General features: G+C 62.3%; 20 protein-coding genes. 4 read left to right on the top strand and 16 right to left on the bottom strand.

Features of this window, described 5'->3' with window-relative positions; genetic code table 11:
* Nucleotides 1–7 precede the first annotated feature (7 nt).
* The 11 genes from ccoG to ccoN (BLP99_RS01555) all read right to left on the bottom strand — a co-directional run bounded on the left by ccoG (nucleotide 8) and on the right by ccoN (BLP99_RS01555) (nucleotide 9,358).
* Nucleotides 8–1,423 (bottom strand): cytochrome c oxidase accessory protein CcoG, encoded by a 1,416-nt coding sequence (ccoG, locus tag BLP99_RS01505; RefSeq protein WP_072430347.1) that lies wholly within the window; start codon nucleotides 1,421–1,423, stop codon nucleotides 8–10.
* Between the two features lie 205 nt (nucleotides 1,424–1,628).
* Nucleotides 1,629–2,051, bottom strand: a complete 423-nt coding sequence (locus tag BLP99_RS01510) for a type II toxin-antitoxin system VapC family toxin (protein ID WP_072430348.1) — start codon at nucleotides 2,049–2,051, stop codon at nucleotides 1,629–1,631.
* Entirely contained in the window at nucleotides 2,051–2,305 is a 255-nt protein-coding gene (locus BLP99_RS01515; RefSeq protein ID WP_072430349.1) for a type II toxin-antitoxin system Phd/YefM family antitoxin, read from the bottom strand. Before BLP99_RS01515 ends, BLP99_RS01510 begins: the two co-directional genes overlap by 1 nt.
* Nucleotides 2,306–2,454: 149 nt before the next feature.
* Entirely contained in the window at nucleotides 2,455–3,438 is a 984-nt protein-coding gene (ccoP, locus tag BLP99_RS01520) for a cytochrome-c oxidase, cbb3-type subunit III (RefSeq protein WP_053158766.1), read from the bottom strand.
* Complete coding sequence (locus tag BLP99_RS01525; RefSeq protein WP_003183474.1) at nucleotides 3,435–3,620, bottom strand: CcoQ/FixQ family Cbb3-type cytochrome c oxidase assembly chaperone; 186 nt, start codon at nucleotides 3,618–3,620, stop codon at nucleotides 3,435–3,437. Before BLP99_RS01525 ends, ccoP (BLP99_RS01520) begins: the two co-directional genes overlap by 4 nt.
* Nucleotides 3,621–3,625: 5 nt before the next feature.
* A complete protein-coding gene (ccoO, locus tag BLP99_RS01530) occupies nucleotides 3,626–4,234 on the bottom strand; it encodes a cytochrome-c oxidase, cbb3-type subunit II (protein ID WP_053158763.1) in 609 nt (202 codons plus the stop codon).
* Nucleotides 4,234–5,676, bottom strand: coding sequence for a cytochrome-c oxidase, cbb3-type subunit I (ccoN, locus tag BLP99_RS01535; protein ID WP_053158760.1), 1,443 nt, complete (start codon nucleotides 5,674–5,676; stop codon nucleotides 4,234–4,236). Before ccoN (BLP99_RS01535) ends, ccoO (BLP99_RS01530) begins: the two co-directional genes overlap by 1 nt.
* Nucleotides 5,677–6,155: 479 nt before the next feature.
* Entirely contained in the window at nucleotides 6,156–7,109 is a 954-nt protein-coding gene (gene ccoP / locus BLP99_RS01540; RefSeq protein WP_072389044.1) for a cytochrome-c oxidase, cbb3-type subunit III, read from the bottom strand.
* On the bottom strand, nucleotides 7,106–7,309 hold the full coding sequence (locus BLP99_RS01545) for a cbb3-type cytochrome oxidase subunit 3 (protein WP_072389042.1): 204 nt from the start codon (nucleotides 7,307–7,309) through the stop codon (nucleotides 7,106–7,108). Before BLP99_RS01545 ends, ccoP (BLP99_RS01540) begins: the two co-directional genes overlap by 4 nt.
* Nucleotides 7,310–7,314: 5 nt before the next feature.
* Entirely contained in the window at nucleotides 7,315–7,923 is a 609-nt protein-coding gene (gene ccoO, locus BLP99_RS01550) for a cytochrome-c oxidase, cbb3-type subunit II (protein ID WP_072389040.1), read from the bottom strand.
* A gap of 10 nt (nucleotides 7,924–7,933) precedes the next feature.
* Nucleotides 7,934–9,358, bottom strand: coding sequence for a cytochrome-c oxidase, cbb3-type subunit I (gene ccoN / locus BLP99_RS01555; RefSeq protein ID WP_072389038.1), 1,425 nt, complete (start codon nucleotides 9,356–9,358; stop codon nucleotides 7,934–7,936).
* 95 nt (nucleotides 9,359–9,453) lie between these two features.
* Between ccoN (BLP99_RS01555) and BLP99_RS01560 the strand changes: the two genes are divergently transcribed.
* Nucleotides 9,454–10,152 carry an alpha/beta family hydrolase gene (locus BLP99_RS01560; RefSeq protein WP_072389036.1) on the top strand — a complete coding sequence of 233 codons (699 nt, stop codon included), beginning with the start codon at nucleotides 9,454–9,456 and terminating at the stop codon, nucleotides 10,150–10,152.
* Nucleotides 10,153–10,295: 143 nt separating this feature from the next.
* Here BLP99_RS01560 and BLP99_RS01565 read toward each other — a convergent pair whose 3' ends face one another.
* The 3 genes from BLP99_RS01565 to acnA all read right to left on the bottom strand — a co-directional run bounded on the left by BLP99_RS01565 (nucleotide 10,296) and on the right by acnA (nucleotide 15,575).
* Nucleotides 10,296–11,861, bottom strand: coding sequence for a methyl-accepting chemotaxis protein (locus BLP99_RS01565; protein ID WP_072389033.1), 1,566 nt, complete (start codon nucleotides 11,859–11,861; stop codon nucleotides 10,296–10,298).
* A gap of 76 nt (nucleotides 11,862–11,937) precedes the next feature.
* Nucleotides 11,938–12,726 (bottom strand): CPBP family intramembrane glutamic endopeptidase, encoded by a 789-nt coding sequence (locus BLP99_RS01570; protein WP_092179556.1) that lies wholly within the window; start codon nucleotides 12,724–12,726, stop codon nucleotides 11,938–11,940.
* 107 nt (nucleotides 12,727–12,833) lie between these two features.
* On the bottom strand, nucleotides 12,834–15,575 hold the full coding sequence (gene acnA, locus BLP99_RS01575; RefSeq protein ID WP_072389029.1) for an aconitate hydratase AcnA: 2,742 nt from the start codon (nucleotides 15,573–15,575) through the stop codon (nucleotides 12,834–12,836).
* A 171-nt stretch (nucleotides 15,576–15,746) separates the two neighbouring features.
* Between acnA and rlmM the strand changes: the two genes are divergently transcribed.
* A complete protein-coding gene (rlmM, locus tag BLP99_RS01580) occupies nucleotides 15,747–16,820 on the top strand; it encodes a 23S rRNA (cytidine(2498)-2'-O)-methyltransferase RlmM (protein WP_072389027.1) in 1,074 nt (357 codons plus the stop codon).
* A 182-nt stretch (nucleotides 16,821–17,002) separates the two neighbouring features.
* Complete coding sequence (gene tusA, locus BLP99_RS01585; RefSeq protein WP_072389025.1) at nucleotides 17,003–17,254, top strand: sulfurtransferase TusA; 252 nt, start codon at nucleotides 17,003–17,005, stop codon at nucleotides 17,252–17,254.
* On the opposite strand, the gene BLP99_RS01590 is transcribed toward tusA, so the two are convergent.
* On the bottom strand, nucleotides 17,251–18,654 hold the full coding sequence (locus BLP99_RS01590) for an MATE family efflux transporter (protein WP_092179558.1): 1,404 nt from the start codon (nucleotides 18,652–18,654) through the stop codon (nucleotides 17,251–17,253). The two genes, tusA and BLP99_RS01590, sit on opposite strands and share 4 nt — an antisense overlap.
* Nucleotides 18,655–18,816: 162 nt before the next feature.
* Here BLP99_RS01590 and pdxB point away from each other — a divergent pair, with 162 nt between their 5' ends.
* The gene (pdxB, locus tag BLP99_RS01595) at nucleotides 18,817–19,959 is read left to right on the top strand and encodes a 4-phosphoerythronate dehydrogenase PdxB (protein ID WP_072430351.1); all 1,143 of its coding nucleotides are present in this window, start codon (nucleotides 18,817–18,819) and stop codon (nucleotides 19,957–19,959) included.
* A 106-nt stretch (nucleotides 19,960–20,065) separates the two neighbouring features.
* Here pdxB and BLP99_RS01600 read toward each other — a convergent pair whose 3' ends face one another.
* Entirely contained in the window at nucleotides 20,066–20,245 is a 180-nt protein-coding gene (locus tag BLP99_RS01600) for a PA1571 family protein (protein WP_003199629.1), read from the bottom strand.
* Between the last annotated feature and the right edge of the window lie 138 nt (nucleotides 20,246–20,383).

Genomic DNA, 20,383 nt, shown 5'->3' on the forward strand with positions numbered 1-20,383 from the left:
ATTTCTCTCAACGAGTTTGTGGGCCGATGAACCGGCTCTTGGCTTCAACATGAACGCTGTCGTCATCGGCATCCTTGAGGATGAAAGTCACCTCATTGGTGCTGGACGGCAGTTGATCCGGAGCGCTGGACAGTTCAACCGGCTGGCTGAAGATGTCGCCGGCCGCGACCTTGATTTCCCGCCGGCCCTGAAGCTTGAGGTCAGGCAGGCCGGTGGCTTGCAGCACATAGGTGTGATCGCGCTGGTCCTTGTTCATGATTTTCAGGCTGTAGACGTTTTCGATCCGGCCTTCGGCGTTCTCGCGGTACAGCACGCGGTCCTTGCTGACGTCGAAGCCCACCAGCGAACGCATGAAGAACGCGGTTACCAGCAGGCTGATCATGGTCAGCAGGACCAGGGCATAGCCGATCAGGCGCGGACGCAGTTTATGGGTTTTCTGCCCCGACAGGTTGTGTTCGGTGGTGTAGCTGATCAGGCCGCGGGGGTAGTCCATCTTGTCCATGATGTTGTCGCAGGCGTCGATGCAGGCGGCACAGCCGATGCACTCGATCTGCAGGCCGTCGCGGATATCGATACCGGTGGGGCAGACCTGGACGCACATGGTGCAGTCGATGCAGTCCCCCAGTCCAAGGGCCTTGTAGTCGATGCCTTTCTTGCGCGGGCCACGGCTTTCGCCGCGACGCGGATCGTAGGACACGATCAGGGTGTCCTTGTCGAACATCACGCTCTGGAAGCGGGCATAGGGGCACATGTAGATGCACACCTGCTCGCGCAGCCAACCGGCGTTGCCATAGGTGGCGAGGGTGAAGAAGCCGACCCAGAAATACGACCAGCCGTCGGCCTGGCCGGTGAAGAATTCGAAGACCAGTTCGCGAATGGGGGTGAAGTAGCCGACGAAGGTCATGCCGGTGACGAAGCCGATCAGCAGCCACAGGCTGTGCTTGGCGAACTTGCGCAGGAATTTGTTGGCGCTCATGGGCGCCTTGTCCAGCTTGATGCGCTGGTTGCGGTCGCCTTCGGTGACTTTTTCACACCACATGAAGATCCAGGTCCACACGCTCTGCGGACAGGTATAGCCACACCAGATCCGCCCTGCATAGACCGTGATGAAGAACAGGCCGAAGGCCGCGATGATCAGCAGTCCCGACAGCAGGATGAAGTCCTGGGGCCAGAAGGTCGCGCCGAAGATGAAGAACTTGCGTTCCGGCAGGTTCCACCAGACGGCCTGGTGGCCACCCCAGTTCAGCCAGACCGTACCGAAATACAGCAGGAACAGTAATGCGCCGCCGACCATCCGCAGGTTGCGGAACAGGCCGGTGAAGGCACGCGTGTAGATCTTTTCCCGAGAGGCATAAAGGTCGACGGTTTTGTTCGCGTCCTTGGCAGGCGGGGTGACGTCATGTACCGGAATCTGGTTACTCATCGAATGCATCCCACGGCAGTGGAAAAGTGCCGAGGCCAGTACGTGCCGACCACGGTCAGAAAGGGCGTTGCAATGGCGCAATGATACGCCTGTCGCTTCAGGCCACGGGTGCGACCTTTGGTCGCGTTGGGCGTCTGCATAGAATGGTGTAGCGGATGTAACAAGTCATGACCCAGATCAATTGACTATTGTAGGAGCTGCCGTCTCAAGCGGCTGGACTGGATGACCATGGGTTGAGCACCGCCACGCCGCTGTTATGAAAATCACTCACGTTGCGGGTGACTAAGGTCAGCCCGTGGACCAATGCAGTGGCAGCAATCAGTGCATCGCATTCATTGCTGCGATCCGGAACGTGCAGGCGAGCGCAGCGCAGCGCGACAGCGCGGTCGACCGCCAGGATTCTTCCGGCGAATGCGGGCATGACATGGTTGTCCAGCCATTCGCGCAGGCGGCTGCCTTGTACCGGGTCCCTGCGTTCGAAGCGCAACACGCCGGTTTCCAATTCCAATACGGTAATCGCCGAGAGGTAAAGGCTAGGGGCGGGCACGCCACGCGCCCAGGCCTGTACGTTCTTATCGGCTTGAGGCTTGCGCAGTTCCGAGATGACGTTAGTGTCGAGCAGATACATCAGGACAGGTCCACCGGTCGAGGAGAGATGACGGCACGTTCGGTATCGAAATCGATATCCGGTGTGTCGGGCATGACCAGCAACTCGACAATGCTGGTGCCAACGCCGGTCAGTTTCTGGTACTCCTCAATGCTTAGCAGCACGTGGGCCGGCTTGCCACGGTCGGTGATGATGACCGGCCCCTGGCGGGTGGCTTTTTTGGCACCACTTGTGTCGTGGTTGAATTCGCGGCTGGAAATAGTGGTGATGGACATGGCGGCGTCCTCAATAGAACTGAATGTAGGCACGTTACTACCGCTGCTGATTGCGGGCAAGATAAAACCATTTCGTCCTGTCGCACCGGCAAACAAAAAGGCCCCGTCAACGCTGGTTGACGGGGCCTTCGGTACATCAGGCGTTAGCTTTACTGGGCGTCGGCCGCAGGTGCTTTCTCGCCGTGAGACAGGCTGTAGACATAGGCAGCCAGCAAGTGGACCTTGTCGTTGCCTTGCAGGTCGGCCTGGGCCGGCATCTGGCCCTGGCGGCCGTAACGGATGGTCTGCTGCAGCTGGGCGAAACTCGAACCGTAGATGAAGCCGGCTGGATGCGTCAGGTCAGGCGCGCCCATGGCAGGCGTGCCTTTGCCGGCCGGGCCGTGACAGGCCACGCAGTTGGCCGCGAACAGTTTCTGGCCGTTGGCCGGATCGGCCTTGGCACCTTCCGGCAGCTTGCGACCGTGCAGGCTGGTCACTACGTAGGAGGCCACGTCGGCTACGCCTTGCTCGCCCACCACGGCAGCCCAACCCGGCATGACCGCGTGACGACCGCCCATGATGGTGGTCTTGATGGTTTCCGGTTCACCGCCCCAGCGCCAGTCGGCGTCGGTCAGGTTGGGGAAGCCATAGGCGCCCTTGGCGTCGGAGCCGTGGCAGACCGAGCAGTTGGAGGCGAACAGGCGGCCACCCATCTTCAGGGCTTGCGGGTCCTTGGCGACTTCTTCGATGGGCATGGATGCGAATTTGGCGAAGATCGGACCGAACTTGGCGTCCGAACGAGCCATTTCCTTTTCCCATTCGTGCACGCCGGTCCAGCCGGTCTGGCCATTGGCGAAAGGGGTCTGCTTTTCGGTGTCCAGGTAGTTATAGCCCGGCAGCAGGCCTTTCCAGTTGCCCAGGCCCGGGTAGAGCACCAGGTAACCGAGGGCGAACACGATGGTGCCCACGAACAGCATGAACCACCACTTTGGCAGAGGGTTGTCATATTCCTCGATGCCATCGAACGAGTGGCCAACGGTCTCGTCCGTTTGTTCGGCGCGCTGGCCCTTGCGGGTCGACAGCAGCAGCCAGGTCAGGGAGAAGATGGTTCCCAGACTGAGGACTGTGACGTACAGACTCCAGAACGTAGTCATTCTTTGTTACTCCTAGAAGCTTGCTCGACGTGCTTGATGGCTTCGGGATCATCCGCGAACGGCAGCAAGGTCGCGTCGTCAAACTCCGACTTGCGCTTGGGGCTGAACACCCACAGGGCCAGACCGATAAAGGCCACCATCACGACGACGGTGCCCAGGCCACGAATCATCCCGATATCCATCTAAATCACCGTTTGCTTTTGATGATGGTGCCCAGGCCTTGCAGATAGGCCACCAGCGCGTCCATTTCAGTCTTGCCCTTCACGGCATCCCTGGCACCGGCGATGTCTTCGTCGGTGTAAGGAACGCCCAGGCTGCGCAGGACTTCCATTTTTTTCGCGGTGTCTTTGCCGTCGAGCTTGTTTTCTACGAGGAACGGGTAGGCCGGCATTTTCGACTCCGGCACCACGTTGCGCGGGTTGTACAGGTGCGCACGCTGCCAATCGTCGGAGTAGCGACCGCCAACACGGGCCAGGTCCGGACCGGTGCGCTTGGAGCCCCACAGGAACGGGTGGTCCCAGACGCTTTCGCCGGCGACCGAGTAGTGGCCGTAGCGTTCGGTCTCGGCGCGGAACGGACGGATCATCTGCGAATGGCAGCCGACACAGCCGTTGGCTATATAGACGTCGCGGCCTTCCAGTTCAAGGGCGGTGCGCGGCTTCATGCCTTCGACCGGCTTGTTGGTCACGTCCTGGAAAAACAGCGGAACGATCTGGGTCAGGCCGCCGACGCTGACGGCGATGACCATGAAGAAGGCCAGCAGGCCGATATTCTTCTCTACTGCTTCGTGCTTCATCAGTGAGCTCCAACTACGGCGATCTTGGCGGCGGCTTCAGCTTCAGCCGGGTCAGAAGCACGAACGGTGCGGTACACGTTGTAGGCCATGAGCAGCATGCCGCTGGCGAAGAACGCGCCGCCCAGGGCACGCACGATGAAACCAGGGTGACTGGCTTGCAGCGCCTCGACGAACGAGTAGGTCAGGGTGCCGTCATCGTTGATTGCACGCCACATCAGGCCCTGGGTGATGCCGTTGACCCACATCGAGGCGATGTAGAGCACGGTACCGATGGTCGCGAGCCAGAAATGCGCGTTGATCAGGCCGGTGCTGTGCATCTGCGCACGACCGAACAGTTTCGGGATCATGTGGTAGATGGCGCCGATGGAGATCATCGCTACCCAGCCGAGGGCGCCGGCGTGTACGTGGCCGATGGTCCAGTCGGTGTAGTGGGAGAGGGAGTTGACGGTCTTGATCGCCATCATCGGGCCTTCGAAGGTCGACATGCCGTAGAACGCCAGGGACACCACCAGGAACCGCAGGATCGGGTCGGTACGCAGCTTATGCCAGGCGCCGGAGAGGGTCATCATGCCGTTGATCATGCCGCCCCAGCTTGGTGCCAGCAGGATGATCGACATCGCCATGCCCAGGGACTGGGCCCAGTCCGGCAGCGCGGTGTAGTGCAGGTGGTGCGGACCGGCCCAGATGTACAGGGTGATCAGCGCCCAGAAGTGCACGATGGACAGGCGATAGGAGTAGATCGGCCGCTCGGCCTGCTTCGGCACGAAGTAGTACATCATCCCCAAGAAGCCGGTGGTCAGGAAGAAGCCCACGGCGTTGTGGCCGTACCACCACTGGATCATCGCGTCGGTCGCGCCCGAGTAGGCCGAGTACGACTTGAACAGGCTGACCGGCAACGACATGTGGTTGACGATGTGCAGCATGGCCGTCACGACGATGAAGGCACCGTAGAACCAGTTGCCCACATAGATGTGCTTGGTCTTGCGCTTGACGATGGTGCCGAAGAACACCAGACCGTAGGTCACCCAGACGATGGCCAGCAGGATAGCCAGGGGCCATTCCAGTTCGGCGTATTCCTTGGTGGTGGTGAAACCCATTGGCAGGGTCACGATCGCGCCGACGATCACCGCTTGCCAACCCCAGAAGGTGAAGGCGGCGAGGCTGTCGGAAATCAGTCGCGTTTGGCAGGTTCGCTGCACGACGTAGTAGGAAGTGGCAAACAATGCACAACCACCGAAGGCGAAGATCACCAGGTTGGTGTGCAGTGGGCGCAGGCGTCCAAACGTCGTCCATGGCAGATCGAAGTTCAACTCCGGCCAGACCAGTTGCGAGGCGATGAAGACACCGAGCCCCATGCCAAGGATCCCCCAGACCACCGTCATGATGGCGAACTGGCGGACTACCTTATAGTTATAAGCAGTCGGACTGATTGCTGTGCTCATTCTAAGGTTCCACGGTTTGGGTGTTTTATTAGGATAAAAATCGGCCGCAGTATGGAGAAAGCAGGGGGTCATTGCAACGCGCCATGACCTGGGTCAATGCTTTCCAACGCTGATTCTGCGGCCTTTCCATGTATTGCGTAGGGACAAAATCCGGCCCCGGCAAACAGCCGCGGCAAAGGAAAGAGGCGAGGGGGTCGGGTCGGTTGTAACGGGGTGTGTTCACACAACGGGTTCGGGTGATACGCAGCTATCTCGAAAATAGCCGGTATCTGCCTGTCTTTGCGGCATTTTTATCGAACGATTGTCGAACACATCGGGTCGGGTCGACCTGAAACCGGCAGTCGCCAGTACACGCAGAGGAGAGCTTAGACCCGATTGCGGTGAACCGAAAGGAAGATCATGGGAGGGTGCGACAATGCGTCGCGCAGTGAGGCGAACAACCGCATTCGAGTGAATGCGGTTGTTGGTGTGGTCAGGATTTATTGGCTTTTGTGTTCAGCCTGCAGGCGCTCGGCACCGGCAGGGTGGGACAGGCTGTAGACGTAAGCTGCAAGCAACTGCACCTTGTCATTGCCCAGCAGTTCGTTCTGGGCCGGCATATGACCCTGGCGACCATGGCGAATGGTCTGCTGCAGCTGTGCCAGGCTGGTGCCGTAGATGAAGCCAGCCGGTTGCGTCAGGTTCGGCGCGCCCATGGCTTCGGTGCCCTGGCCGGTGGCGCCATGGCAGGCGACACAGGTGGTATTGAAGGCCTGCTTGCCGGCTTCCAGGTCGGCGCCGCTGTCCGCTGGCAACGGCAGGCCGGCCAGGTCATGACGCACGTAGGCGGCTACGTTCTTGACCCCGGCATCGCCCAGCACCTCGCCCCAGGCCGGCATTGCCGCCATGCGACCGCCCATGATCGTGGCCTTGATGGTTTCGGCATTGCCGCCCCAGCGCCAGTTGCTGTCGGCCAGGTTCGGGAAGCCGAACGCGCCCTTGGCGTCGGAGCCGTGGCAGACCGAGCAGTTGGAGGCGAACAAGCGACCGCCCATCTTCAGGGCCTGCGGGTCCTTGGCGACTTCTTCCACCGGCATCGCGGCGAATTTGGCGAAGATCGGTCCGAACCTGGCGTCGGCCTTGGCCATTTCCTTTTCCCACTCATGGGCGCCGGTCCAGCCATTCTCGTAGCCGGGCAGGATGCCTTTCCAGTTGCCCAGGCCCGGGTAAAGGACCAGGTAGCCGACGGAAAACACCAGGGTGCCGGCGAACAACAGGAACCACCACTGCGGCAGCGGGTTGTCGTACTCCTCGATGCCGTCGAAGCTGTGGCCCATGGTCTGGTCGACGCTGCCCTTGGTCTCGCCCTTGCGGGTGCCGATCAGCAGCCAGGTCAGGCCGATGAGGCTGCCGATGGTCAGTACGCAGATCCACGTACTCCAGAAGGTGGTCATGGCCGGGTACTCCTTGTTGCAGGGTCTTGGGGATTGGCGGTGTCGGCGGGTGGCTCGTCGGCGAACGGCAGCAGGCGGGCCTGGGCGAATTCAGGGCCGCGTTTGCTGCTGAAGACCCACAGGATCAGGCCGACGAAGGCAACGAAGACCACGACCGTGCCCAGCCCTCGGATCATTCCAGTGCTCATTTCAAGAAACATGGGGCTCACCTCTTGCTCTTGATGGCAGTGCCGAGCACTTGCAGGTAGGCCACCAGCGCGTCCATTTCGGTCTTGCCCTGGAGCGAGGCCACGCTGGCGCTGATGTCATCGTCGGTGTACGGCACGCCCAGGGTGCGCATGGTGCGCAGCTTGGCTTCGGTATGGCTGCTGTCCACCGCCTTGGTCACCAGCCACGGGTAGGCCGGCATCTTCGACTCGGGCACGACGTTGCGCGGGTTGTACAGGTGGGCGCGGTGCCAGTCATCGGAGTAGCGCGCGCCAACCCGGGCCAGGTCCGGACCGGTGCGCTTGGAACCCCACAGGAACGGATGGTCCCAGACGCTTTCGCCGGCGACCGAGTAGTGGCCGTAGCGTTCGGTCTCGGCGCGGAACGGACGGATCATCTGCGAGTGGCAACCGACGCAGCCTTCACGGATATAGATGTCGCGGCCTTCCAGTTGCAGGGCGGTGTAGGGCTTCATGCCGTCCACCGGCTTGTTGGTCACGTCCTGGAAGAACAGAGGGACGATCTGGGTCAGGCCACCGATGCTCACGGCCAGGACCATCAGCAGCATCAGCAGGCCGACGTTTTTTTCGATTGTTTCGTGTTTCATGGCGGACTCCTCAGGCCATCTGCGCGGCAGCGGCGGCTTCGGCAGGCTGGTAGGCCCGCACGGTGCGCCAGGTGTTGTAGGCCATCAGCAGCATGCCGATGAGGAAGATCGCCCCGCCTGCCAGCCGCACGACGAAGCCGGGGTGGCTGGCCACCAGGGTTTCGACGAAGGAGTAGGTGAGGGTCCCGTCTTCGTTCACCGCGCGCCACATCAGGCCCTGGGCGATGCCGTTGACCCACATCGAGGCGATGTAGAGCACGGTGCCGATGGTCGCGAGCCAGAAGTGCGCGTTGATCAGGCCGATGCTGTGCATCTGCGTGCGGCCGAAGACTTTCGGGATCATGTGATACAGCGCGCCGATGGAGATCATTGCCACCCAGCCGAGGGCGCCGGCGTGTACGTGGCCGATGGTCCAGTCGGTGTAGTGGGAGAGGGCGTTGACGGTCTTGATCGCCATCATCGGACCTTCGAAGGTCGACATGCCGTAGAACGCCAGGGACACCACCAGGAACCGCAGGATCGGGTCGCTGCGCAGCTTATGCCAGGCGCCGGAGAGGGTCATCATGCCGTTGATCATGCCGCCCCAGCTCGGTGCCAGCAGGATCAGCGACATCACCATGCCCAGGGATTGGGCCCAGTCCGGCAGCGCGGTGTAGTGCAGGTGGTGCGGACCGGCCCAGATGTAGAGGGTGATCAGCGCCCAGAAGTGCACGATGGACAGGCGATAGGAATACACCGGACGCTCGGCCTGTTTCGGCACGAAGTAGTACATCATCCCCAGGAAGCCTGCGGTGAGGAAGAAGCCCACGGCGTTGTGGCCGTACCACCATTGCACCATCGCGTCCGTGGCCCCGGCATACACCGAGTAGGACTTGGTGAGGCTCACCGGCAGTTCCAGGTTGTTGACGATGTGCAGGATCGCCACGGTCAGGATGAACCCACCGAAGAACCAGTTGCCCACGTAGATGTGCTTGGTGTTGCGCTTGGCCACGGTCCCGAAGAACACGATGGCGTAGGCGACCCAGACGATGGTGATCAGGATGTCGATCGGCCATTCCAGTTCGGCGTATTCCTTGGAGCTGGTGTAGCCCAGCGGCAGGCTGATGGCCGCCAGCAGGATCACCAGTTGCCAGCCCCAGAAACAGAATGCGGCGAGCTTTGGCGCAAACAGCTGGGTCTGGCAGGTGCGCTGCACCGAATAGAACGAGCTGGCGAACAGGGCGCAGCCACCGAAGGCGAAGATCACCGCGTTGGTGTGCAGCGGGCGCAGGCGGCCGAAGCTGGTCCACGGTAGATCGAAGTTGAGCTGTGGCCAGACCAATTGGGCGGCGAGAAAAACCCCGAGCCCCATGCCGACGATGCCCCACACCACCGTCATAATGGCGAATTGGCGGACCACCTTGTAGTTGTAGGCGGTACTGATAGAAGTGTTCATGGTTCCCCATCCACGGTTCAGCCGAAGAGCGCGCCTGCGCAAGGCAGCGGGGCATCTTCGCCTGGAGTTATAGGCAGACTGAAAGCGAGGCAAGCATGGACAAACAGCACAAGGCCAGTATTGACGGGGATCAATGGGCGCGGTGCGTGGCGCAAAACGGCTGGTTATGGACCGCCGCGCAACCGGCCTCGCATGCCGGGGCGCCAACCCTGATCCTGGCCCACGGAGCCGGTGCGCCGATGGACAGTGGTTTCATGGACGAAATGGCCGCGCGCCTTGCCGCACATGGGGTCAACGTGTTGCGCTTCGAGTTTCCCTACATGGCCCAACGGCGCCAGGACGGTGGCAAGCGTCCTCCGAACCCGGCACCGAAACTGCTGGAGTGTTGGCGTGAGGTGTACGCCACGGTGCGGCCTTATGTCGCTGGGCGGCTGGCCATTGGCGGCAAGTCCATGGGCGGGCGGATGGCGAGTTTGCTGGCCGATGAGCTGGGCGCTGACGCGTTGGTGTGCCTGGGGTATCCCTTCTATGCGGCGGGCAAGCCGGAGAAGCCACGGGTCGAGCATCTGGCGGGACTGAAGACCGCCACCTTGATCGTCCAGGGCGAGCGCGATGCGTTGGGCAACCGTGAAACGGTCCAGGGCTATACCTTGTCACCGGATATCGAAGTGCTGTGGCTGGTGGCGGGGGATCATGACTTGAAGCCATTGAAGGCTTCTGGATTCAGCCATGAGCAGCATCTGGAGACGGCGGCGAGCAAGGTGGCAGCATTTCTCCAATCAACGTTTGGTTGACGACCATGGCCTCATCCCGAGCAGGCTCGCCCCCACAATTGCGATGCACCTGGACGGACGATCCATGACCTTGTGGGAAGAGACTGGGAGGCAATAAAAAACCGGAAGCTTTCGCTGTCCGGTTTTTTTGAGACAGGCATCTGTCAGCGGTTGAACCGCTCCACCAATGAGTACTGCGTATTGGCCGTACGGGTCAGTTCTTCGCTGAGCAGCGCCGAGTTGTGGGCCTGGTCCGAGGTCTGGTCGGCCAGTTCCGAAATGTTGCTGATGTTGCGACTGATCTCTTCGGCCACAGAGCTTTGTTCCTCGGTGGCGGCCGCGATCTGGGTGGTCATGTCGGTGATGTTGGCCACCGCTTCGCTGATCCCCACCAGCGCCTGGTCGGCCTCCATGACGCGTGCCACGCCTTCCTCGGCCTGGCGGTGACCGGCGTCCATGGTCTGCACGGCATTGTTGGCCGTCTGCTGGAGCTTGGCGATCAGGGCATGGATCTGCCCCGTGGATTCGCTGGTGCGTTGCGCCAGTTGCCGCACTTCATCGGCCACAACGGCAAAGCCGCGGCCCATTTCGCCGGCACGGGCCGCTTCGATGGCGGCGTTCAGGGCCAGGAGGTTGGTCTGGTCGGCGATGCCCTTGATCACATCCACCACGCCACCGATCTCGTCGCTGTCCTTGGCCAGCTGGGTCACGGTCTGTCCGGTCTCGCCCACCACCACCGACAGGCGCTCGATGGCTTCGCGGGTTTCCCCGGCGATATCGCGGCCACGACCGGTCAGTCGGTTGGCTTCCTGGGTCGCGTCGGCGGTGCGTTGCACGTGACTGGCGACTTCCTGGGTGGTGGCGGCCATCTGGTTGACCGCCGTGGCCACCTGTTCGGTCTCCACTCGCTGGCGTTCCAGGCCGCTGGAACTGTTGTGGGCCAGCGCGTTGGACTGTCGCGCCTGGTCGTTGAGGTGCTCGGCGGTATCCTGCAGGCGGGTCAGGCAGGTCTTCAGGCGCGCTTCCTGGCTGAGGATGGACATTTCCAGGCGTGCCTGGACCCCACGGCTGTCGGTGTACATCTGGGCGATCAGCGGGTCGGAGGTGGTCTGCTCGGCCAGGCGCAGCAGGCGCTTGATGCCCCGTTGCTGCCATTGCAGGCCCATCAGGCCCAGGGGCACCGACAGCAGGGCGGCCAGGGCGAAGCCCCAGGAGGAGTTGAGGAAGGCGCCTACGATGAAGCTCAACTGGCTCACCAGGATGAACGGCAGCCAATCCTGCAGTATCGGGAGCCACTTGTCGCTCCGCGGGACGGCCGGCTTGCCCTGGTTGATGCGTCGGTAGAGCGCTTCGGCCCGGGAGACCTGCTCGGCGGTGGGCTTGACGCGCACCGACTCGTAGCCGATCACCTGGTTACCCTCGAATATGGGCGTGACGTAGGCGTTGACCCAATAATGGTCTCCGCTCTTGCAGCGATTCTTGACGATGCCCATCCATGGCAAGCCTTGTTTCAGGGTATTCCACATATGGGCGAACACGGCCGACGGGACGTCGGGGTGGCGCACCAGATTGTGAGGCGAACCGATCAGTTCTTCCTTGGAAAACCCACTGATCTCGACGAATGCGTCGTTGCAGTAGGTGATCACTCCCTTGGCATTGGTGGTGGAAATCAGTCGTTGTTGGGCCGGGAAGGTCCTTTCGCGTTGGGTGACAGGTTGGTTGTTACGCATGGTGTGTAGATCCGCAAGGCTTTGAAAGGTTGTCGGCCACGTCAGGTATTTATTGAAGTTATTTTCCCCATCGGTTTCACGCCAGCATCGGGTATGTAAACAAAGTGAAATGAATCAGGTTCAGGCCGAAGTGCGTGGCGATCGCAGCCCCCAGGCCGCCGAAGCGATACGCCAGGCCGTAGCCGAGCCCCGCGAGGCCCGACAGCAGCACCCATTCCCAACCAGCACCGGCGTGTACCAGGCCGAACAGCAGCGAGGCCAGGAGCAACGCCAGGTTGTCGCCATGGGCCAGGTGCTTGAAGCGCCGGCTCAGGCCCCCCTGAATGTAGCCACGAAACAGCGCTTCCTCCACCAGCGTCACCAATAAAAGATTGTTGAGAACCCACAGCCACGCATGGTCCGGCCATTTCGGCGCCCATTGGATCATGCCCAGCAACATGGCCCCACCCAAGGCCAGGATCGCGCTCAGCGCCAGCCCCAGGGGCGTCGCATGGACCGACAGGCGAAACCCGCGCCGACCGACGATCCAGGGGCATGCCAGCAACAGCCAGAAGCCGATCAGTGGCTTGTCCTGATTGAAATACATGGCGAATGGCGCGGCATCCGCGGTCAGGCGTTGTGCCGGGATGGCCCGTCCGTTGAAGAAGCCCGGCATCCAGTGCAACGCCAGGGCCAGGGCCATCACCAGGAACAGGGCGTGGCCGAGGAAGCGGCCGACAGGGGTCTGCTGCTGGCGGACCGCGTACCCGGCGAACAGCAGCAGGGCGACCGAGATCAGGGCGGTCCAGGCCAGTTGGCCATAGGCCACGGCCAGGCAGTAGCCGGCGGACAGGAGGGCCAGGTAAGGCCAGGGTAGGGCGGGCATAGGACATCCTTGAATCGAAGCGAGAGCGGCAAGACGGCGGAATTATAGGCAGCCCCAATACAAAAACACCGCCTGAAAGAGGCGGTGTTTCTGTAGGAGGGGTCTTTTCAGGCTGCGATCAGTTGCCGTAGGACATAGTGCAGGATACCGCCGGCCTTGAAATATTCCACTTCATTCAAGGTATCGATGCGGCACAGCACTTCGATCCGCTCCTGGCGACCATCCTCGCGAGTAATGACCAGGGGCAGGTTCATCCGTGGTGTCAGTTCGACGTCGCTCAGCCCAAGGATATCCAGGGTTTCCTTGCCGGTCAGGTTCAGGCTCTTGCGATTCTGGTCCAGCTTGAACTGCAGTGGCAGCACGCCCATGCCCACCAGGTTGGAGCGGTGGATGCGCTCGAAGCTTTCGGCGATTACCGCCTTGACCCCCAGTAGATTGGTGCCCTTGGCCGCCCAGTCACGACTCGATCCGGTGCCATATTCCTGGCCGGCGATGACCACCAGCGGCGTGCCTGTGGCCTGGTACAGCATCGCGGCATCGTAGATCGGCATTTTCTCGCCGTTGGGAATATAGATCGTATTGCCGCCTTCCTCACCGCCCAGCATCTCGTTGCGGATCCGGATATTGGCGAAGGTACCGCGCATCATCACCTCGTGATTACCGCGCCTTGAGCCATAGGAGTTGAAGTCCCGCGGTTCCACGCCCTGTTCGCGCAGATAACGGCCAGCCGGGCTGTCGGCCTTGATATTGCCGGCCGGGGAAATATGGTCGGTGGTGACCGAGTCCCCGAGCAGGGCCAGGACCCGGGCGCCCTCGACGTTTTGGATGACCGGCGGTGGCCCGCCGATGCCGTCGAAGAACGGCGGATGCTGGATATAGGTCGAGTCCGACTGCCAGACGTAGGTGGCTGCCTGCGGCACCTCGATGGCCTGCCATTGCTCGTCGCCGGCGAACACGGCGGCATATTCCTTGTGGAACATGCTGGTATCCACCTTGGCCACGGCTTCGGCCACTTCCTGGCTGCTGGGCCAGATGTCCCGCAGGTACACGGGTTTGCCGTCCCGGTCGTTGCCCAGGGGTTCGCTGCCGATATCGATGCGCACCGTGCCCGCCAGGGCATAGGCCACCACCAGGGGCGGCGAGGCCAGCCAGTTGGTCTTGACCAGCGGATGCACGCGGCCTTCGAAGTTGCGGTTGCCCGACAGGACCGAGGCTACCGTCAGGTCGGCCTTCTGGATGGCCTTTTCGATCGGCTCGGGCAATGGTCCGGAATTACCGATGCAGGTCGTGCAGCCATAGCCCACCAGGGCGAAACCCAATTGGTCCAGATACTCGGTCAACCCGGCGGCCCGGTAGTAATCGGTGACCACCTTGGAGCCGGGCGCCAGGGAACTCTTGACCCAGGGTTTGCGGGTCAGGCCTTTCTCCACGGCTTTCTTCGCCAGCAGCCCGGCGGCCATCATCACGCTGGGGTTGGAGGTGTTGGTGCAGGAGGTGATGGCGGCGATCACCACCGCGCCGTTCTTCAGGCGATGGGTCTGGCCTTCGAATTCATACTCGGCTTCCCCCACCTGATCGGCATTGCCCACCGCGACGCCGCCACCGCCTTCGCTTTCCAGGCGGCCTTCTTCCTTGCTGGTGGGTTTGACCTGCAACCCCAGGAAGTCGTCGAACGCCTGGCCGACGTTGGCCAGCGAGACCCTGTCCTGAGGCCGTTTGGGCCCTGCCAGGCTGGCGTCGACGCTGCCCATGTCCAGCTCCAGGGTGTCGGTGAACACCGGTTCCTGGCCAGGCAGCCGCCACAGGCCCTGGGCCTTGCAGTAGGCTTCCACCAGTTTCACGGTGTCCGCCGGTCGCCCGGACAGGCGCAAGTAGTCCAGGGTCACGTCGTCCACCGGGAAAAATCCGCAGGTGGCGCCGTACTCGGGGGCCATGTTGGCGATGGTGGCGCGGTCGGCCAGGGGCAGATCGGCGAGGCCGTCGCCATAGAACTCGACGAATTTACCCACCACGCCTTTCTTGCGCAGCATCTGCGTGACGGTCAGCACCAGGTCGGTGGCGGTAATGCCCTCGCGCAGCTTGCCGGTGAGTTTGAAACCGATGACCTCGGGAATCAGCATCGACACCGGCTGGCCGAGCATGGCGGCCTCGGCCTCGATCCCGCCGACGCCCCAGCCCAGGACACCGAGGCCATTGATCATGGTGGTGTGGGAGTCGGTGCCCACCAGTGTGTCGGGAAAGGCGTAGGTGCGTCCTTCTTCTTCACGGGTCCACACAGTGCGTCCCAGATATTCGAGATTGACCTGGTGGCAGATGCCAGTGCCCGGCGGGACCACGCTGAAGTTGTCGAAGGCGCTCTGGCCCCAGCGCAGGAAGGCGTAGCGTTCGCCATTGCGCTGCATTTCGATATCGACGTTCTGCTCGAACGCCTGTTGGCTGGCGAACTTGTCCACCATTACCGAGTGGTCGATCACCAGGTCCACCGGCGACAGTGGATTGATCCGCTGGGGATCGCCGCCGGCCTTTTCCACGGCGGCGCGCATGGCGGCCAGGTCGACGACGGCCGGGACGCCGGTGAAGTCCTGCATCAGCACCCGGGCCGGGCGATACTGGATCTCGCGGTCGGAACGTCGTTCTTTAAGCCATCCGGCCAGGGCCTTGAGGTCGGCCCCGGTGACGGTCTTTTCATCTTCCCAGCGCAGTAGGTTCTCCAGCAGGACCTTGAGAGACATGGGCAGCCTGTCCAGGTCGCCCAGGCTTCGGGCAGCATCCGGCAGGCTGAAATAATGGTAGGTCCTGGCGTCGACTTGCAGCGTCTTGAGGGTTTTCAGGCTATCGAGGGAGGGCATTGAGATCACTCCTTTGAGTCCGCACGGCTACGGACTGACGGAACAGACAGAGCCTTTAACCTAGCCCTGATTTCAAGTAATGACTAATCACAGGACACCGCGGGCAGGTTTGGGGTTCCGAACTCCGCTATGATGCGCCGGTTTCGTGACAGGCTTTGCTACGGAGTTTCAATGAACACGCTTTTCATGCATTGCCGGCCGGGTTTCGAGGGAGAAGTCTGCTCCGAAATCGCCGAACACGCCGCGCGCCTGAACGTGGCCGGCTATGCCAAGGCCAAGCCGGCCAGTGCTTGCGCAGAATTCGTCTGTACGCAAGACGAGGGTGCCGAGCGATTGATGCGCGGCCAGCGTTTTGCCGATCTGATCTTCCCTCGCCAATGGGCCCGCGGCACCTTCATCGAGCTGCCGGAAACCGACCGCATCAGTGTCATCCTGTCCCACATGAGCGCATTCCCCACCTGCGGCAGCCTGTGGCTGGAGGTGCTGGACACCAACGATGGCAAGGAGCTTTCGAACTTCTGCAAGAAATTCGAGGGGCCCTTGCGCAAGGCGCTGATCGGGGCCGGCAAACTGATCGACGATGACGCCCGGCCGCGTCTGCTGTTGACCTTCAAGAGCGGCCGTGAAGTGTTTCTCGGGCTGGCGGAAGCCGACAACTCGGCAATGTGGCCCATGGGCATCCCGCGCCTGAAGTTTCCGCGGGAGGCGCCGAGCCGCTCCACGCTCAAGCTTGAAGAGGCCTGGCACCACTTCATACCCCGGGACCAGTGGGACGAGCGGCTGCACAGCGACATGACCGGTGTCGACCTGGGCGCCGCGCCGGGTGGCTGGACCTGGCAGCTGGTCAATCGCGGCATGCTGGTGACCGCCATCGATAACGGTCCGATGGCCGAGAGCCTGATGGAAACCGGCCTGGTGCAACACCTGATGGCGGATGGCTTTACCTTCAAGCCGAAACAACCGGTGGACTGGATGGTGTGCGACATCGTCGAGAAGCCGGCGCGCAACGCGGCGATGCTGGAGGAGTGGATCGGCGAGGGTCACTGCCGCGAGGCGGTGGTCAATCTCAAGCTGCCAATGAAGCAGCGTTATGCCGAAGTCAAACGTCTGCTCGAACGCATCGCCGATGGTTTCAAGGCGCGAGGCGTCAAGGTGCAGATCGGCTGCAAGCAGCTGTATCACGACCGTGAGGAGGTGACGTGCCATTTACGGCGGTTGGACACGAAGAAGCCGAAGTCCCGCTAGCCCTCGGAATTGATGCAGTTCCTTGTGGGAGCGAGTCTCGATGACGTCGGTACATTCAACATGGATGCAAGCTGACCCACCGCTGTCGCGAGCAAGCTCGCTCCCACAGGCGGCAGTGTGAAGCCAGGGGTGACCGAGCGCCGACATTGCGCGACAATGCCTGCCAGTTTCAGGAGTGAAAGATGAGTCAGATGAACGATACGCCGGTCGACGGCACCCTGGATGCCAGCGGTCTCAATTGCCCTGAGCCGGTGATGATGCTGCACCAGCACATCCGCGACCTGGTGCCGGGCGGGCTGTTGATGGTGATTGCCACCGATCCCTCGACCCGCCGTGATATTCCCAAGTTCTGCGTGTTCCTCGACCACCAATTGGTGGCCCAGGACGAAGAGAACGGCACCTACCGCTACTGGATCCGCAAGAAGCTCGCTTAACCCGCCGAGCGGCTGATGCGGATCTGCTTGCGTGCGCTGCGGGCCAGGCGGATCGACAGCATCAGCGCCGCGCAGCTCAAGCCAACGATCAACCCCTGCCACAGCCCGCTCGGGCCGCTGGCCGCCCCCAGCCAATCGGTCAGCCCCAGGGCGTAACCCACCGGCAGGCCGATGCCCCAATAGGCGAACAGCGTCAGGATCATCGTCACCCGAGTATCCTGGTAGCCGCGCAAGGCACCCGCCGCCGTCACCTGGATGCCATCGGAAAACTGAAACAGCGCCGCGTAGACGATCAGCATCGACGCCACTTCGATCACCACGGGGTCGGCGGTATAGATCGAGGCGATGGGGCCACGCAAGCCGAACATCAGGCTGGCCGACAGGCAGGCGTACGCCAGGGCGGCCCCCATGCCGACGCCGGCGGCAAAGCGTGCTTCCCGAGGCTGGCGTCGCCCCAGGGCCTGGCCGACCCGCACCGTCACGGCCATGCCCAGGGAATAGGGGATCATGAACACCAGGGAGCTGAAGTTCAGGGCGATCTGGTGCCCGGCCACCACCGTAGCGCCCAGGCTGCCGATCAGCAGGGCGATCACCGCAAAGATGCTCGACTCGGCGAACACGGCGATGCCAATGGGCAGGCCGATGCCCAGCAGGCGCTTGATGACCGTCCACTGCGGCCAGTCGAAACGGCTGAACAGACGGCTCGATCGATAGGCCGGTGCCCAGCGCGCCCAACCGGCCATGCCCAGGGCCATGACCCACATGACGATGGCCGTGGCCCAGCCACAACCGACGCCCCCCATGGCCGGCACGCCCAGGTGCCCATAGATGAAGATGTAATTGAGCGGGATGTTCAGTGCCAGCCCGCACAACCCCAACACCATCGCGGGTCGAGTGCGGCCCAGGCCGTCGCTGAAGCAGCGCAGTACGTGGTACAGCGCCACCGCCGGCAGGCCGGAACCGATGCCCCGCAGGTATTCCATGCACGGTCCGACCAGTTCGGGGTCCACCTTCATGAGGTGCAGGATCGGTTCGGCGCTGTACAGCGCCAGTGTCGCCAGCAATCCCACTGCCAATGCCAGCCACAGCGCCTGGCGCACCAGCGGTCCGATCTCGTCGAAGGTCCCGGCGCCGAAGCGCTGGGCAACTTTGGGCGTGGTGGCCAGCAATGTCCCGGTCATCAACAGGAACACCGGCACCCAGATGGAGTTGCCCAGTGCTAGCGCCGCCAGGTCCCGTGGACCGACACGGCCGGCCATCACCGCATCGACAAAGCCCATGGCGGTGGTCGCCAGCTGCGCCACCATGATCGGCAATGCCAGGGCCAGCAGCGTCTTGAGCTCCAGGCGGACCCGGGCCGGGCGGGAGAGGGTGACGGCGGTGTCGATTACAGGATTCACAGGCGAAGCGTCCGAGAAATAGCATGAAACGGCGGATTCTACGCCTTGACACGGCGGTCAGGAAAAAACCTGTGTTGTGGATTTGTAATCGCCTGCTCGACTTGTGAATGCACGGGCTGAGCGGAACGCCTACACTGCCCATCCCGCCAAAGGAGCTCTGCCATGCTGATCGTCGCCGACGAAAACATCCCCCTGCTCGATGCATTCTTTCAAGGTTTCGGCGAGATTCGCCGGGTACCGGGGCGGGGCATCGACCGGGCGCTGGTCGCCCAGGCCGATATTCTGCTGGTGCGTTCGGTCAGCCAGGTCAACCGGGCGCTGCTGGAAGGCAGCAAGGTGCGCTTCGTCGGTACCTGCACCATCGGTACCGATCACCTGGACCTGGCCTACTTCGCCGAGGCCGGTATCCGCTGGGCCAGCGCGCCGGGTTGCAATGCCCGTGGCGTGGTGGACTATGTGCTGGGCAGCCTGATGACCCTGGCCGAGATCGAAGGCGCGGATTTGCGTCAGCGCACCTTCGGCGTGGTCGGCGCGGGCCAGGTGGGCGGGCGCTTGATCCAAGTGCTCAGGGGGCTGGGCTGGACGGTGAAAGTCTGCGATCCACCTCGCCAGGCCGCCGAGGGCGGGGACTATGTCAGCCTGGAGCAGATCATCGAGCAGTGCGACGTGATCAGCCTGCACACGCCATTGACCCGCGATGGCGGGCAGCCGACCTGGCATCTGTTCGACGAAGCACGCCTGAACATGCTCAAGCCTGGCACCTGGTTGATCAACGCCGCGCGTGGGCCGGTCATCGACAACGTCGCGCTGCGCAGCGTGCTGCTGGAGCGCGAAGACCTGCAAGCGGTGCTGGACGTCTGGGAGCAGGAGCCGACGGTGGATGTGGACCTGGCCGACCTGTGCGTGATCGCCACGCCACACATTGCCGGTTATAGCCTTGACGGTCGCCAGCGCGGCACGGCGCAGATCTACGCGGCCTTGTGCGATTTCCTGGAGCGCCCGGCGCAAGTCAGCCTTGCCGACCTGCTGCCCAGGCCATGGCTGGGTGGCATCACCCTGGATGCCGCGACGGACCCGGCCTGGGCCTTGGCGGCGCTGTGCCGCAGCGTCTACGACCCACGTCGCGACGATGCAGATTTTCGTCGCAGTCTCGTCGGCACGGTAGACGAACAGCGCCGCGCTTTCGATGCCTTGCGCAAGCATTACCCGCCACGCCGGGAGATCGACAGCCTGAAGGTGCACATCGAAGGGCACTCCCCGGCATTGCAGCAGATCGTGACCGCGCTGGGGGCCACCGCGGAATAGGGCCGTTTACGTGGCGCGATGGGGCTGGGATGACAGATAAGTTGCCTATCCAGGCAGGCAGAAAAAACCCGACGTCGAGGTCGGGTTCAGTTGAAGACGGGCTGTATCACTTTTGTTCGGCAGGCTTGACCAGTCGTTTCTCCAGCTCGCTGCAGGCTTTCTGGATCATGTCTTCGGTGATCGGGACTTCGCGCCCTTGGGCGTCGATGAACGAGCAGCCCAGGGACTGGTCCGGTTGCGTGCGGATCACTTGAATCTTGTCGTCGCTGCTGTGTTGCAAGGACATGGCCTGTCTCCTCATCAGGTTGTGTGCCTAGTTTAGTGTCGCCAGGTGACCGAGCCATGACACTCCTTGTAGGTTCATGGCGACACCTTCACTCAAACAGAAACATCGTTGCGTTTCCACCCAGACTTTAGACCGATA

Source organism: Pseudomonas sp. NFACC32-1, assembly GCF_900101215.1.
Taxonomy (GTDB): domain Bacteria; phylum Pseudomonadota; class Gammaproteobacteria; order Pseudomonadales; family Pseudomonadaceae; genus Aquipseudomonas.

Excerpts from the sequence above, each read along its gene's own strand:
- ccoP (WP_053158766.1), bottom strand. The coding sequence starts at position 3,438 with ATGACTACGTTCTGGAGTCTGTACGTCACAGTCCTCAGTCTGGGAACC.
- ccoG (WP_072430347.1), bottom strand. The coding sequence starts at position 1,423 with ATGAGTAACCAGATTCCGGTACATGACGTCACCCCGCCTGCCAAGGAC.
- BLP99_RS01545 (WP_072389042.1), bottom strand. The coding sequence starts at position 7,309 with ATGTTTCTTGAAATGAGCACTGGAATGATCCGAGGGCTGGGCACGGTC.
- tusA (WP_072389025.1), top strand. The coding sequence starts at position 17,003 with ATGAGTCAGATGAACGATACGCCGGTCGACGGCACCCTGGATGCCAGC.
- BLP99_RS01525 (WP_003183474.1), bottom strand. The coding sequence starts at position 3,620 with ATGGATATCGGGATGATTCGTGGCCTGGGCACCGTCGTCGTGATGGTG.
- BLP99_RS01570 (WP_092179556.1), bottom strand. The coding sequence starts at position 12,726 with ATGCCCGCCCTACCCTGGCCTTACCTGGCCCTCCTGTCCGCCGGCTAC.
- ccoP (WP_072389044.1), bottom strand. The coding sequence starts at position 7,109 with ATGACCACCTTCTGGAGTACGTGGATCTGCGTACTGACCATCGGCAGC.
- ccoN (WP_053158760.1), bottom strand. The coding sequence starts at position 5,676 with ATGAGCACAGCAATCAGTCCGACTGCTTATAACTATAAGGTAGTCCGC.
- ccoO (WP_053158763.1), bottom strand. The coding sequence starts at position 4,234 with ATGAAGCACGAAGCAGTAGAGAAGAATATCGGCCTGCTGGCCTTCTTC.
- BLP99_RS01565 (WP_072389033.1), bottom strand. The coding sequence starts at position 11,861 with ATGCGTAACAACCAACCTGTCACCCAACGCGAAAGGACCTTCCCGGCC.
- ccoO (WP_072389040.1), bottom strand. The coding sequence starts at position 7,923 with ATGAAACACGAAACAATCGAAAAAAACGTCGGCCTGCTGATGCTGCTG.
- BLP99_RS01560 (WP_072389036.1), top strand. The coding sequence starts at position 9,454 with ATGGACAAACAGCACAAGGCCAGTATTGACGGGGATCAATGGGCGCGG.
- BLP99_RS01515 (WP_072430349.1), bottom strand. The coding sequence starts at position 2,305 with ATGTCCATCACCACTATTTCCAGCCGCGAATTCAACCACGACACAAGT.
- ccoN (WP_072389038.1), bottom strand. The coding sequence starts at position 9,358 with ATGAACACTTCTATCAGTACCGCCTACAACTACAAGGTGGTCCGCCAA.
- BLP99_RS01510 (WP_072430348.1), bottom strand. The coding sequence starts at position 2,051 with ATGTATCTGCTCGACACTAACGTCATCTCGGAACTGCGCAAGCCTCAA.
- BLP99_RS01600 (WP_003199629.1), bottom strand. The coding sequence starts at position 20,245 with ATGTCCTTGCAACACAGCAGCGACGACAAGATTCAAGTGATCCGCACG.
- rlmM (WP_072389027.1), top strand. The coding sequence starts at position 15,747 with ATGAACACGCTTTTCATGCATTGCCGGCCGGGTTTCGAGGGAGAAGTC.
- pdxB (WP_072430351.1), top strand. The coding sequence starts at position 18,817 with ATGCTGATCGTCGCCGACGAAAACATCCCCCTGCTCGATGCATTCTTT.
- acnA (WP_072389029.1), bottom strand. The coding sequence starts at position 15,575 with ATGCCCTCCCTCGATAGCCTGAAAACCCTCAAGACGCTGCAAGTCGAC.